The following is a 13,073-nucleotide window of genomic DNA, read 5'->3' on the forward strand; positions in this document are numbered from 1 at the left end:
CTGCTCAGCCGAACGGGGCCGTGTCCCGCCGCGTGGTGCAGCCCGTGGGTATCTTGCGGGAGGTCCGGTACAGCACGCACCGGCGAAGCGGTCCTTCGGGCACGCTCGGATCCTCGAAGTCGTCGGCCGGGTTCCGGGTCATGCCGATCCGGCGCATCACTGCCTGCGAACGAAGGTTGTTGACGGTCGTCGACGCAATGATCTCCGGCAGCCCGAGGACCTCGAAGCCGAAGGACAGGCAGGCCAGGGCGGCCTCGGTGGCGTAACCGTGACCCCACGCCGAACGCGTCAGCCGCCATCCGATGTCCACCCCCGGGAACGGCATGTCCTCGTCCACCTCGTCCAAGCCGGCGCGGCCGAGGAACTCACCGGTCTCCCGTGACTCGAGCGCCCACCACCCGAAACCTCGCTCGTCGAAGTCGGACTGCATGAGTGCCACCGCGGCATCGCTTTGCTCCCGCGTCAGCAGTGCCCCCAGGTGTTCTCGGACTTCGGGATCGGCGTTCATCGCCGCCCACGGTTCGAGATCGGACTCCTGCCACCGGCGCAGCAGAAGACGATCGGTACGCAGTTCTGGCATGCCGGCCAGCTAACGCCATCACGATCAGGGTGTCGATCGGTTATTTCGAACCCTGTTCCTGGGCGATTCGGATATGCGGACGGCCCTCTCGAAGGGGTACGAGCGATGACACTCGGTGAGATTCGGGGGCCCTGGAGGTGACTCGCCCCATAGGACCCACGTCACGTACGAACCGGGCTAGTAGCTTCCCAACGCCCGATCCCGCTGCCTGACACCGGCTCCCACCTGCACGGATCCGTCCGGGTCTGCCGTGGGGTCGTCGGTCCCTGACTGCGAGGGCTCCTAGTAGGAGGGGTCGTTGCGAGGGCCCCGGGGGGTCTGTAGAACTGGATGAGTCGCAGGGCGGCAGGGGTTGTTCACCCGCCGCCGACGAATCCCTCTCCTTCGCGTGAGTGGCTCACGCATGCTTCGGCGTGCCGCGACCGTCCTTGTTCCCTTCGGAAGGTCAATCCGTGTCCAACGCTGTCATCCGCCGCATCGCCGCTTCCAAGAAGACCCTCGCGGGTACCGTCCTCGCCCTGGGCGTCGCCGGTTCCATGCTGGCCGCGGTTCCCGCGCAGGCCGCCCCGTCGAGTGCCAAGGCGATCGCCCAGCAGATGATCAAGGACCCGGCCCAGTTCGCCGCCTTCGACAAGATCATCTCGCACGAGAGCGGCTGGGACTACACCGCCACGAACTCCTCTTCCGGTGCGTACGGCCTGGTCCAGGCCCTGCCGGCCTCGAAGATGGCCTCGGCGGGCTCGGACTGGAAGACCAACCCGGCCACCCAGATCAAGTGGGGCCTGGACTACATGAACGAGCGCTACGGCAGCCCCGTCGACGCCTGGAACTTCTGGTCCGCCAACCACTGGTACTAAGCCACCAGCGGCAGAGCAGACCCACACAGCAGACATACGAAAACGCCCGGCCGGGACATCCCCGCCGGGCGTCTTTGCGTATGCGGCCGCCCCGCTCGCCGTCAGAGCGTCTCGCTCAGCGAGTCCGCCAGCCGCCGCCGTGCCGCCCGTGTCGCCGGCAGTGTCGCCGCCCCCACCGCCCCCAGCACGGCCCCGACGATCACCGTCAGCAGCACTGGCAACGGCGGAAGGTGGGCGATCCCCGCGCCGATCCCGCTCGACGCGCCCTGTGTGTCCACCAGCCAGCCGCCGGACAGTGCACCCACCGTCGTCCCGACCAGCGCGGATACGAACGCGGTCAGACCGGCGGCCGTCACGATCATCGCCCCGATCTGCCGAGGCGTGAGTCCGATCGCTTTCAGCGCGAGCAGGTCCCGGCCCCGGTCGCGCACGCCCGTGCCGATCAGCGTCAGAAGCTCGGTCAGCCCGATCAGTGCCAGCACCGCGATCAGAGCGGCGATCACTCCGCGTGCCGGTTCCAGCCGGTCGGCCGGATTGGGCGTCTCCCGGATCTCCAGCGTTCCACCTGTCGCCGTGGTGAGTGCGCCGCTCACCGCCCGGGGGTCCGCCCCCTCGCGCAGCACCAGGGCATGGAACTCTGGTCGCAGCCGCGGATCGCGCTCCCGCAGCGCGTCGATGGTCGTGGTGACCACCCGGCCGCCGGATTCGGGTTCGATGGTGCGGCCGACCAGGTGCAGGATCTGAGGCCGTCCCTCGACGGTCATCCTTACCCAGTCGCCGATCCGCACCCCGAGCAGATCCAGCAGCCCCTGCCCGGCCACTGCCTCGTCCGGACCACTGACCGCGCGCCCTTCCACCACAGCGGAGGGATACGGGTGCTGGGCCGTACCCAGCCCGCGGAGCGTGATGGTGCCGGTCTGCCCCGGTACGAGCGCCGCCATCTCCGCGCCCGGATGGACCGTGGCGATGTCCGGGATCGCCTCGAGGGTCTTCTCCAGCTCCGCGTCGGACGACCCGGCGCGCTGTTCGGCCCGTACGGTCAGGGCCGCGGGCAGGCCCATCTGCGCGGGCCGGCTCCGGAACTGGTCCAGGGTCGACCAGGCGACGAGCGCGACCGTGATGAGCATCAGCGGCAGGGCCAGCCGGGCCACCGATACGAGCGTCTGGCCGCGTCGCGGGAACGCCGCGCGCCAACCCAGGACCAGGGCCGGAGGGACCCGTACCCCGAGGGCCCGCCTGCCGAGCGCGGTCATCGGCGCGGCGGACGGCAGTGCCGCCCGTGCCACCGGCACCGGTGGCACCCGTCCGGCCCGCCAGGCCGAGAGCGCGGTGGCAGCCGCGATCAGCAGCACCGCGCCGCAGGGGACGCCGATCATCAGCGCGGTGTGGCCGGGCAGGTCCTGCCACACCGCCGCCGCCTCCCCGATCCGCCCCGGTATCCGGGCTCCCAGCAGGGCGATCGCCGCCGTGCCGAGGGCAACGCCGAGGAGCGCGAAAGCCAGGTGCTGTACGAGGAAGCCGCGGGTCACCTGGCCGGGGGTGAAGCCGACCGCCTTGAGGATGGCGATGTCCCTCAGCTGGCCGCGGACCCGCGCGCCGACCGCTCCCGCCGCGGCCAGCGCCGCCGTCAGCAGCGCACCGAGCCCGAAGACGGCGAACAACTGCCCGAGGAGCCGGTCGTCGCCGCCCGCCTCGGCCCGGGCCTGCTGCCACTTGGTGACGCCGGCCACCCGGTCGGCACCGAGCACGGTCACGGCGCGCTGGACCATGAAGTCGGTGTCGTCCGGATCCTCCAGGCGCAGCCCCACGCTCTGCCCGGTGTCTTCCCGTGCGATCTCGTCCAAGGTGGGGGAGAGCACCCAGCCGATTCCGGGTCCGCCGCCCGGCTGGTAGCGGGGCTCGGCCGCCTCGGCGATCCCGCTCACCCGCAGCGCGTGCGGGGCACCGTCCGGCCCCGTGACCTGGACCGTGTCGCCCGGCTCCGCCCACAGCGCCTGCGCGACCGAGGATTCCAGTACGACGGTGCCTGCCGGGGCGCCGCCGTCGGTCGCGGCGAGCCAGCTGCCCGCGGTGACGAGCGGCCGCCCTGTCTCCGGTGGCGTCGCCATGGCCGCGCGCAGTGTCACCCCGGCCCGCGCGCCGCGCGACTCGACGGTCGTCGCCGCCGTGCGGAAGGGCCCGGAGACCGCGGCGACCCCGTCCACGCCGGACAGGGCGTCCGTGTCCGCCCCGGCGCGGGTGTGCAGCCAGATGTGCGCGCCCTGGGACTGGTTGAAGATCCGCTGCCAGGGATTGGCGGCGTAGCTGAACAGTGCGCCGGCCAGCAGGAGCGAGGCGATGATCCCGGCGCTGGCCAGTACGACGAAGAGGGCTTCGCCGCGGCGTGCGCGGAAGTCGGCGTGCGCCCAGCGCAGAGTGGCCCGCACGGTCACTCCTTCAGTTCGAGTACGCCGCGGACGCCGCCGGCCGGCGAGCGGCGCCCGTCGCCGAGCTGCGCGTCGTCGGCTATGCGCCCGTCGAAGAAGCTGATGACGCGGTCGGCGGCACTGGCCATCCGGGCGTCATGGGTGACCATCATGATCGTCTGGCCGCGCTGGTGGAACCGGGAGAGCAGCCGCAGCACCTCGCGGGTGCCCTTGCTGTCGAGGCTGCCGGCCGGTTCGTCGGCGAGCAGCAGTGCGGGATGGTTGACCAGCGCGCGGGCGAGCGCCACCCGCTGCTGTTCGCCGCCGGACAGTTCGCCGGGCATCGACCGCTCCCGGCCTTCGAGGCCGAGTTCGGCGAGCAGTTCGGCGCGGGATTCGCGGGCGGCCTTCGGGGAGGCGCCGGTGAGCAGGGCGGGCAGTTCGACGTTGTCGGCGACGGTCAGGTTGGAGACAAGGTTGAAGAACTGGAAGACGACGCCGATGCTGCGGCGCCTGAGGACGGCCCAGCGGGCCTCGCTGTACTCGTCGACCCGCTCTCCGCCGAGCCACAACTTCCCGCTGTCGGGCTGCTGGAGGCCGCCGATGAGATGGAGCAGCGTGGACTTCCCGGCTCCCGACGGCCCGGTGATCGCGACGAACTCGCCCGGCTGGACGGACAGGTCCACCCCGCGCACGGCGTGCACCGGAACGCCCTCGCCGTTGTGCGTCTTGGTCAGGCCCTCGGCGCGCACGATGGGCACGGCAGGAGCGGTGGTGGCGTCGTTGCTCATTCCAGCTCCTCCTGACAGCGTTCCAGCCAGTCGAGGTCGGCCTGCAGGTGCAGCATGGCGCCTTCGATCAGCAGTTGGGAGATCTTGTTGTCGCGGTCTTCCGCTGCTGCCAGCTTGGACAGGTCCCGCATGGTGTTGAGGTATTGCCGCCGCTGCTTGTTGATCAGTGCGACAGGGTCGGCCAGACCCGACCGCGGTGCGAGTGCGAGCTTCATGAAGAACTCGTCCCGTACCCGGGGCTCCTCCGCGGTGTCCTCGAACCAGGCCAGCACGGCCTCGCGCCCGGCGTCCGTCAGCCTGTACGTGCGCTTGTTGGGCCGGCCCGACTGCTCGACGTCCTCGCCCTCGATCAGGCCGCTCTTCTCCAGCCGGCCGAGGGTGACGTAGATCTGGCCGACGTTGGGCTGAGGGTACGCGGAGCCCAGGAGCTTCTCAAGGTCCTGCTTCAGCTCGTAACCGTGCGCAGGGCTACGGGTGAGGAGCGCAAGGAGCGCCAGCCGCACTGGCTCCCCTCCTTCCCGCTCCGTAGCCAACGGTTCACTCGACACCGGACCGGATGGCATCCGCGTCCGGCTCGTCTGCCTGGACGTCTAGTATCGCCCATGCCTAACGGGTATATATAGGCCGCGATGGTCGGCGGCGCAGCCGGATCGTGCACTGGGAGGAATCTATGCGGTGGATGCGTGCCGCGGGTAGAGCTCTCCTGGTCGCGGCGGTGGTGCTGGCGGGCTACGCCGGTTTCGGCGTCCGCGCCGACGCGGGGGTGGCCTCCGACGGCCGCGGCCCCCTGACACTCGTGACGGCGGGCGATCTGACCGGCTACCTCTCCCCGTTGCTCGAGGACTGGAACGACGGCCACCCCGACGAGCGCGTCACGCTCGTCGAACTGCCCGACTCGGCCGACGAGACGAGGGCCCAGATGATCAGCGAGCTGCGATCGGGCCGTGGCCGGTTCGACGTGCTGAACATCGACGTGGCCTGGACGTCCGAGTTCGCGGCTGCCGGATGGATCTCCCCGCTCGAGCGTGACCGCTTTCCGCTGGACACCTTCCTGCAGCCGGTCGTCGACACCGCGACCTTCGACGGCCGGCTGTACGCGGTCCCGTACGTCACGAACGCGGGACTGCTCTACTACCGCAAGGACATCCTCGACCGGGAGGGCGAGGAACCGCCGCGTACCTGGGCCGAACTGGCCCGACAGGCCCGCACGATCGCCCCGAAGTACGGACTGGACGGCTATGCCGGCCAGTTCCTGCCGTACGAAGGGCTCACCGTCAACGTCACCGAGGCCGTGCACTCGGCGGGCGGTTCGATCCTGCGCGACGACGGCGCCCGGGTGACCGTGGACTCCGAGGCCGCGCGCGCCGGACTGCGGTTCCTCGCGGACGGCGTGCGGGACGGCTGGATCTCCCGTGACGCGCTCGGCTACAAGGAGGAGGAGTCCCGGCAGGCGTTCCAGGACGGCCGGCTGCTCTTCCTCCGGAACTGGCCGTACGTGTACGCGGACGCGAGCGCGGACGGGTCGAAGATCGCGGGCAGGTTCGGCGCCGTGCCGCTGCCCGGACGCGACGGGCCCGGCACGAGCGTGCTGGGTGGCTCCAACCTCGCCGTCGGCAGCAACTCGCGCCACCAGGCGTCGGCGGCCGATCTGATCTCCTACCTGACCAGTGAACGGGTCCAGCGGCAGGTGCTCACCGAGGGCTCGCTGCCGCCGGTGCGCGCCGCGCTGTACGAGGACCCCGAGCTGATCCGGGCGCATCCGTACCTGCCCACGCTCCGGCAGAGCGTGCTGTCGGCGGTACCGCGGCCGAAGAGTCCGCGCTACGACCAGGTGAGCCTCGCCGTGCAGGCGGTGGCGCAGGACGTGATGGCGCTGCGCCAGACACCCGAGCAGGCAGTGGCGCGGCTTGCGCGCGAACTCGGGGCCATCTCCCGCAAGGGCTGATCGCACTTCTCCGTCTCCTCTGAGGGCCTCTACTTACATGTTAAGTAGAGGCCCTCAGTCGTGCATGCGGATATTCAGCACAAACCACCCCAACTTTTAGTTGTTTCTGGACACATCGTTGACACCTTCCCGTCGCTGCTACTTAACATGCATGCATAACAGCGCACCTGATCCAGGGCGCTCTCGCATTCAGCAGAAACAGGTCGACGCGAGATGCTCAGCACCCTTCCGGCCGGCACCGGCCACCCCTCCCGCACCGCCACCGCACCGGACTCCTGGTGGCGCGACGCGGTGATCTACCAGGTCTACGTCCGCAGCTTCCTCGACAGCACCGGGGACGGCGTCGGCGACCTGGCCGGCGTACGGGCCGGGCTTCCCTACCTGCGGAAGCTCGGTGTCGACGGCATCTGGCTCAGCCCCTTCTACCCGTCGCCGCAGCACGACCACGGCTACGACGTCGCCGACTACTGCGGTGTCGACCCCGTCTACGGCGACCTCGCCGAGTTCGACCGGCTGGTGTCCGACGCCCGCCGGCTCGGGCTCAAGCTGCTGCTCGACATCGTCCCCAACCACTGCTCCAGCGAGCACCCCTGGTTCCGCGAAGCGCTCACGGCCGCACCGGGCAGCGCACCGCGCTCCCGCTTCCACTTCGCGCCCGGCCGCGGCCCGGACGGGGCGCAGCCGCCCAACAACTGGCACGCCATGTTCGGCGGGCCCGCCTGGAGCCGGACGACCGAGCCCGACGGCACCCCCGGAGAGTGGTACCTGCACCTCTTCACGCCCGAGCAGCCCGACCTGAACTGGCGCGACCCGGCCGTGGGCGATGACTTCGAGCGGGTGCTTCGCTTCTGGTTGGACCGGGGTGTCGACGGGTTCCGCATCGACGTCGCCGCCGGGTTGTTCAAGCACCCCGAGCTGCCCGACTCGGACGACCCCGGAGCCGACGAACGGGCCCGCGACGCCGTCAACCAGCTGGCCTGGAACCAGCCCGAGGTCCACGACGTGTGGCGCCGCTGGCGCTCGGTGTGTGAGGAGTACACCGCCCGCGACGGCCACGAGCGGCTGCTGGTCGGCGAGGTGTCCGTGCCGACCGCCCGCCAGCACGCCGAGTACGTCCGCCCCGACGAACTGCACCAGGCGTTCTTCTTCGACCTGCTCAGCGCACCCTGGGACGCGGATGCCTTCCGTGCGACGATCACCGAGGCGATGCGCGACATCGCAGGCACCGGCTCCACCGTCACCTGGGTGCTCAACAACCACGACCAGGTCCGCACGGTCACCCGTTACGCGGGCGAGCCAGGGGTGGAAGGCAGTGGACTGGGAGCCGCCCGCGCCCGCGCCGCAGCCCTCCTGATGCTCGCCCTGCCCGGCGCCGCCTACGTCTACCAGGGTGAGGAGCTCGGCCTCCCCGAGGTCCTCGACCTGCCTGACGAGGTCCTCACCGACCCGATCTTCCACCGCACGGGCAGTCGCAAGCACGTCCGGGACGGCTGCCGCGTGCCCCTGCCCTGGTCCGGGCACGCTTCCCCGTTCGGCTTCAGCCAGGAAGCGGCCGACGCCAAGCCGTGGCTGCCGCAGCCCGAGTGGTTCGCCGAGCACGCCACCGACCGCGCCCTGGCGGACACCCGCTCCTTCTGGCACCTCTACCGCGACGGACTCCAGCTGCGGCGCACCCTGCCGCAGCTCGGCGACGGCACCCTCCGCTGGCTGGACGCGCCTGCGCAGGTGCTGGCGATCGTCCGCGGCGAGGGCCTGATCTGCGCGGTGAACTTCGGCACGGAGCCGGTGCCGGCCCCGGTCCCCGGGACTCCGCTGCTCGCCAGCGGACCCTGCCCCGACGGTGTGCTTCCCGCGGCAACCGCCGCCTGGTGGACGGGCGAGTGCCCTGCCCCGTGACCCCGAGTAGCTCCGCCCCAGGCCCCTCCCACCCCGCAGCCCCGGACTTCCTCGAAAAGGACCTCATCATGCGACGAACCAGCAAGACGACCCGACGGACCGCGGCCTCCGCCACGGCGGCCCTGGCTCTCACCCTCGGTGCCACTGCCTGCGGCGGCACCACCGGACCCGCGAGCGGCGGTGAACTGGCCGGTCAGACCGTGACCGTGGCAGGCGTCTGGACCGGCACCGAGCAGAAGAACTTCAAGAAGGTCCTCGACGCCTTCACCAAGAAGACCGGCGCCACGACTGCCTTCGTCCCCTCCGGCGACAACGTCTCCACCTTCGTCGGAAGCAAGATCGAGGGCGGCAACGCGCCCGACGTGGTGATGGTCCCCCAGGTGGGCGTGCTCCAGCAGTTCGCCAAGGAGGGCTGGCTCCAGCCGCTGTCCGACCAGGCCGCCAAGACGGCCGACTCCACGCTCGCCCCGGTGTGGAAGAACTACGGCACCGTCGGCGGCACGTACTACGGCCTCTACGTCAAGGCCGCCCACAAGTCCACCATCTGGTACGCCCCGGAGACCTTCACCCAGGCCGGCGTCAGCGAGCCCAAGAGCTACGCCGACCTGCTGAAGGCCGGCCACACCCTCGCCGACTCCGGCCGCCCGGCCTTCGCCATAGCCGGCGAGGACGGCTGGACCCTCACCGACTGGTTCGAGAACATCTACCTCTCCCAGGCCGGGCCGGAGAAGTACGACCAGCTCGCCCAGCACAAGCTCAAGTGGACCGACGACAGCGTCGTCAAAGCCCTGACCACCCTCGGGGAACTCTTCAAGGACAACCGGCTCGTCGCAGGCGGCGCCCAGACCGCGCTGGGCACCGACTTCCCGAAGTCGGTCGAGCAGGTCTTCGGCGCCGAGCCCAAGGCGGCCATGGTCTACGAGGGAGACTTCGTCGGCGGGGTCGCCAAGGACCAGTTCGGCAAGCAGCCCGGCAAGGACGCCAAGTTCCTTCCGTTCCCCGCAGTGGACGGCGGCAAGGCGCCCGTCGTCAGCGGTGGTGACGCGGCCGTCGTCCTCAAGCAGGGGAAGAACAGCAAGGCCGGCATGAAGCTCGTCGAGTACCTGGCCGGGCCCGAGGCGGCCGAGATCTGGGCCGGCGCGGGCGGCTTCCTGTCCCCGAGCATCCGGGTCGACATGGCCGCGTACGGCGACCCCGTCACCCGCAGCACCGCCGAGTCGCTCATCGCGGCGGGCGACTCGATCCGCTTCGACATGTCGGACCAGGCCCCGGCCGCGTTCGGCGGCACCAAGGGCGCGGGGGAGTGGAAGCTCCTCCAGGACTTCCTGCGCGACCCGTCGGACCCCCAGGGCACGGCCGCGAAGCTCGAGGCCGAGGCCGCCAAGGCCTACGGGAACTGAGGCGGCTCCCATGGCTGACACCGTGACCACCCGCGTTGCCGCCGACGGGCGGCGCCGGGCTCACCGAAAGAAGCGCCGCCTCGCGGTCGTCTTCGTCCTGCCGGCCCTGCTGCTGCTCGGCGCGCTGGTCGTCTACCCCGTCCTCTTCTCCTTCGGCCGCAGTCTCTTCGACGCCAGCGGTGACCGCTTCGTCGGAGCCGGGAACTACGCGGCGATCATCCACGACCCGGCCACGCTCAAGGCGATCCGCAACAGCACCATCTGGGTCGTCGTCGCCCCGACCCTGCTGACCGGACTGGGGCTGCTCCTCGCCGTACTCACCGAAAAGGTGCGCTGGGCGACCGCGTTCAAGCTGGTGCTCTTCCTGCCGATGGCTGTGTCGTTCCTCGCCGCGGGCATCATCTTCCGGCTCGCCTACGAACAGGACCCGGACCGGGGCGTGCTCAACGCCGCTGTCGTCGGCGTCCACGACACCTTCGACGACGCTGCCGCCTACCCGACGGCCCGTGCCCGAGAGGGCCAAGGCCTGACCGGTAGGGCGGGCGGCCCGTACAGCACCGAGGAGACCGTACGTCCCGGCCGCTCGGTAAGCCTCGGGTTCGTCGGGGTGGCAGGCGACGCGATGCCCGCCGGCGCGAAGGCCGCGGCCGCGGCGGCGCCCGGCACACAGGAGATCGGGGGAGTCGTCTACCTCGACTTCGCCCCCGGCGGCGCCGGCACACCGGGCAAGGTCGACCCGGGCGAGAAGGGGCTGCCCGGCATGACGGTCGAGGCCGTACGGGACGGCCGGGTGGCCGCGACCGCCACCACAGCCGACGACGGGTCCTTCCGCTTCACCGGGCTGGCCGACGGCGATTACACCGTCTCGCTGCCCGCGGCCAACTTCGAAGCCCCCTACAAGGGGGTGAACTGGCTCGGTCCGGCGCTGGTGACCCCGGCCATCATCGGGGCCTACCTGTGGGTGTGGACCGGCTTCGCGATGGTCCTGATCGGCGCCGGCCTCGCGGCCATCCCACGCGACGCGCTGGAGGCCGCACGGATGGACGGTGCCACCGAGGGCCAGATATTCCGCAAGATCACCGTGCCGCTGCTGGCACCGGTACTCACCGTCGTCTTCGTGACCCTGGTGATCAACGTGATGAAGGTCTTCGACCTCGTCTACATCATCGCGCCCGGACCCGTACAGGAAGAGGCGAACGTGCTGGCCACCCGCATGTGGCTGGTCTCCTTCGGCGGCGGCAACGACCAGGGGCTCGGCAGCGCGCTCAGCGTGGTGCTCCTCCTGCTGGTCGTCCCGGCGATGATCTTCAACATCCGGCGTTTCCGAAGGAGTGGAGCATGAGCGGCCACAGCACCATCGAGCGCCGACCGTCCCGGCGGGCGGCGCCGGTCCGGCCCGTCCCCGCCCCGTCCGCGCCCAGGCCGCGGCGCGGGAGCCGGGTGTCGCGCCTGCTGAGCAACTCCGCCGTCCAGGGCGTGCTGATCTTGGCCGCACTCGTATGGATCACCCCCCTGGCGGGCCTGTTCCTGTCCTCGATGCGCTCCGAGCGGGACAACGCCTCCGGCGGCTGGTGGACCGCGCTGGCCGATCCGTCCCAGCTGTCCCTGGACAACTACACCGCCTTGCTGAAGGACTCCGGCATCGCGGCGGCCTTCGGGAACACCCTCCTGATATCCGTGCCCACCACCGTCCTGGTGGTCGCCATCGCGTCACTCGCCGGATACGCCTTCGCGTGGCTGGACTTCCCGGGCCGGGACGGCATCTTCCTGGTGGTCGTCGGACTGCTGGTGGTACCGGTGCAGATCGGGCTGCTGCCCGTGGCCAAACTCTTCGGCGCGGTGGGGCTGTTCGGCACGATCGCGGGCGTCGTCCTCTTCCACGTCGCCTACGGGCTGCCGTTCGCGATCTTCCTGCTGCGCAACTACTTCGCCGAGATACCGCGCGAAATGCTGGAAGCCGCGCGGATGGACGGCGGCAGCGAGTGGCGGATCTTCTCCCGCCTCGTGCTGCCGCTCGGCCGTCCGGCCATCGCGAGCCTGGCGATCTTCCAGTTCCTCTGGGTCTGGAACGACATGCTCGTGGCGCTGCTCTTCGCGGACAGCGAGTCCCAGCCGCTCACGGTCGCGCTGCAGTCCCAGATGCGGCAGTTCGGAAGCAACATCGGAGTTCTCGCGCCGGGGGCGTTCCTGTCCCTGGTGGTCCCGCTGATCGTCTTCTTCGCCTTCCAGCGGCACTTCGTCCAGGGCGTGATGGCGGGCTCGGTGAAATAGCCGCCCCCGCCCCCGCCTTCCGCCAGACCGCAGGCCTGCTGCCGGTGAGCCCGTCGTGGCACACCGGCAGCAGGCTCCCGGCACCCGGAGCGCCGTCACACCGTCTTGATGCCGCCGCCGTCAACGACGTAGTCGGCGCCGGTGATGCTTGCCGCGCGGTCCGAGGCGAGGAACGCGACGACAGCCGCGACCTCGTCGGGTTCGGCCATGCGGCCGGTGGTCATGCCCATCGCCGCGGGCACCCCGGACACGAAGTCGCGGTGCCCGACGCCATTCGCCTCGGCGAGGCGGGCGCCGAAGCTGTCGTCGTCCTCCCACATGCCGGTACGTGTCGGGCCGGGGGAGACCGTGTTCACGCGGACGCCCTGGGGGCCGAACTCCTCGGACAGTGCCTTGCCGAACGCATTGAGGCCGGCCTTCGCGGCGCCGTACTCGATCGGGCCCGTGCCCGGCAGGCGCGCGGTCATAGACGAGATGTTCACCACCGAACCGCGGCGTTCCAGGATGCTCGGCAGCAGTCGGCGGGTGACCCGGACCGTGGCGAACAGGTTGACTTCGAAGCTCTGCGCCCACAGGGCGTCGTCGGTCGCGAGGAAGCCTTGCAGGTTGAACGTGTCTCCGCCGCCCAGGTTGTTGACCAGGATGTCCACGCCGCCGAGTTCTGCGAGCGACTGCGCCCCCAACTCCTCTGCGCCTTCCGGTGTACTCAGGTCGACCGCGACCGGGTGGGCACCGGACTCCTTCAGTTCGGCGGTGATCGTGCGGGCCGCGCCGACCACGCGGACCCCCTCGGCGACGAGCTGCCGCGTGATCGCGAGGCCGACACCTCGGCTGGCCCCGGTGACGACCGCGGTCTTCCCGGCGAGATTGAGCTCCATGCCAGACTCCTTCTCCTTGCGGATTTTGAACTACAGGTACAAAATAAGTC

At 70.6% G+C, this 13,073-nt stretch carries 11 protein-coding genes; 6 read left to right on the forward strand and 5 right to left on the reverse strand.

The window, feature by feature from the left end:
• Positions 1-4 precede the first annotated feature (4 nt).
• Positions 5-580 (reverse strand): GNAT family N-acetyltransferase, encoded by a 576-nt coding sequence (locus OHA89_RS35890; RefSeq protein WP_406367971.1) that lies wholly within the window; start codon positions 578-580, stop codon positions 5-7.
• A 452-nt stretch (positions 581-1,032) separates the two neighbouring features.
• Here OHA89_RS35890 and OHA89_RS35895 point away from each other — a divergent pair, with 452 nt between their 5' ends.
• A complete protein-coding gene (locus OHA89_RS35895; protein WP_257552628.1) occupies positions 1,033-1,437 on the forward strand; it encodes a transglycosylase SLT domain-containing protein in 405 nt (134 codons plus the stop codon).
• Positions 1,438-1,538: 101 nt separating this feature from the next.
• Here the strand turns inward: OHA89_RS35895 and OHA89_RS35900 are convergent, their stop codons facing one another.
• Genes OHA89_RS35900 through OHA89_RS35910 form a run of 3 tightly spaced genes read right to left on the reverse strand, consistent with a single transcriptional unit; the run spans position 1,539 to position 5,136 of the window.
• Positions 1,539-3,863, reverse strand: a complete 2,325-nt coding sequence (locus OHA89_RS35900) for an FtsX-like permease family protein (RefSeq protein ID WP_266612096.1) — start codon at positions 3,861-3,863, stop codon at positions 1,539-1,541.
• 2 nt (positions 3,864-3,865) lie between these two features.
• Positions 3,866-4,633, reverse strand: coding sequence for an ABC transporter ATP-binding protein (locus OHA89_RS35905; RefSeq protein ID WP_406367972.1), 768 nt, complete (start codon positions 4,631-4,633; stop codon positions 3,866-3,868).
• Positions 4,630-5,136, reverse strand: a complete 507-nt coding sequence (locus OHA89_RS35910) for a PadR family transcriptional regulator (protein WP_257558775.1) — start codon at positions 5,134-5,136, stop codon at positions 4,630-4,632. Before OHA89_RS35910 ends, OHA89_RS35905 begins: the two co-directional genes overlap by 4 nt.
• 167 nt (positions 5,137-5,303) lie before the next feature.
• On the opposite strand from OHA89_RS35910, the gene OHA89_RS35915 reads away from it, so the two are divergent.
• From OHA89_RS35915 to OHA89_RS35935, 5 genes are all read left to right on the forward strand, one after another.
• Positions 5,304-6,578: an ABC transporter substrate-binding protein gene (locus OHA89_RS35915; protein WP_266612099.1), complete on the forward strand. Its 1,275-nt coding sequence runs from the start codon at positions 5,304-5,306 to the stop codon at positions 6,576-6,578.
• A gap of 213 nt (positions 6,579-6,791) precedes the next feature.
• Positions 6,792-8,474: a glycoside hydrolase family 13 protein gene (locus OHA89_RS35920; RefSeq protein WP_266612101.1), complete on the forward strand. Its 1,683-nt coding sequence runs from the start codon at positions 6,792-6,794 to the stop codon at positions 8,472-8,474.
• Between the two features lie 68 nt (positions 8,475-8,542).
• Complete coding sequence (locus tag OHA89_RS35925) at positions 8,543-9,874, forward strand: ABC transporter substrate-binding protein (RefSeq protein ID WP_406367973.1); 1,332 nt, start codon at positions 8,543-8,545, stop codon at positions 9,872-9,874.
• Positions 9,875-9,884: 10 nt separating this feature from the next.
• Positions 9,885-11,216, forward strand: a complete 1,332-nt coding sequence (locus OHA89_RS35930) for an ABC transporter permease subunit (protein WP_266612102.1) — start codon at positions 9,885-9,887, stop codon at positions 11,214-11,216.
• Positions 11,213-12,145 (forward strand): carbohydrate ABC transporter permease, encoded by a 933-nt coding sequence (locus OHA89_RS35935; RefSeq protein ID WP_266612103.1) that lies wholly within the window; start codon positions 11,213-11,215, stop codon positions 12,143-12,145. Before OHA89_RS35930 ends, OHA89_RS35935 begins: the two co-directional genes overlap by 4 nt.
• Before the next feature lie 95 nt (positions 12,146-12,240).
• On the opposite strand, the gene OHA89_RS35940 is transcribed toward OHA89_RS35935, so the two are convergent.
• Positions 12,241-13,023, reverse strand: coding sequence for an oxidoreductase (locus OHA89_RS35940; protein ID WP_266612105.1), 783 nt, complete (start codon positions 13,021-13,023; stop codon positions 12,241-12,243).
• Between the last annotated feature and the right edge of the window lie 50 nt (positions 13,024-13,073).

Source organism: Streptomyces sp. NBC_01546 (assembly GCF_045208355.1).
Taxonomy (GTDB): domain Bacteria; phylum Actinomycetota; class Actinomycetes; order Streptomycetales; family Streptomycetaceae; genus Streptomyces.